The sequence below is a fragment of the Pseudoalteromonas sp. S3178 genome (assembly GCF_005886985.1).
Taxonomy (GTDB): Bacteria; Pseudomonadota; Gammaproteobacteria; order Enterobacterales; family Alteromonadaceae; genus Pseudoalteromonas; species Pseudoalteromonas carrageenovora.
The window spans coordinates 1-248 of the sequence record NZ_PNCW01000579.1 but is presented as its reverse complement, the minus strand read 5'-3'; the positions used below and the strand labels follow the sequence as shown (position 1 = coordinate 248).

Here is a 248-nt window from a genome sequence, read left to right as displayed (position 1 = left end):
GCACCTTTGTCATGATGATAAAGGTGTGCTTTACGCCATACTGACGTCATCGTATCTTGTACAAGCTCCATCGCTTGGGCATCATTCCCAAATTGCTTCACACCAAAGCGCCTGATTTTTGGCGCAAAGTACTCGAACAAGAACGCAAAAGCTTTGCGATCTCGTTTTTCTGCAACTTTAACCAAAGCGTCTGATAACGCTTGAGAGGGAGTTTCTTGCACTGCTTTGCGAGTTCCTGACTGAACGTT

At 45.6% G+C, this 248-nt stretch carries 1 protein-coding gene; it reads right to left on the bottom strand.

Features of this window, described 5'->3' with window-relative positions; translation table 11 throughout:
- Nucleotides 1-221: sigma factor (locus tag CWC11_RS22305; RefSeq protein ID WP_283241040.1), on the bottom strand; the 221-nt coding region annotated here is incomplete at its 3' end.
- Nucleotides 222-248: the final 27 nt, after the last annotated feature.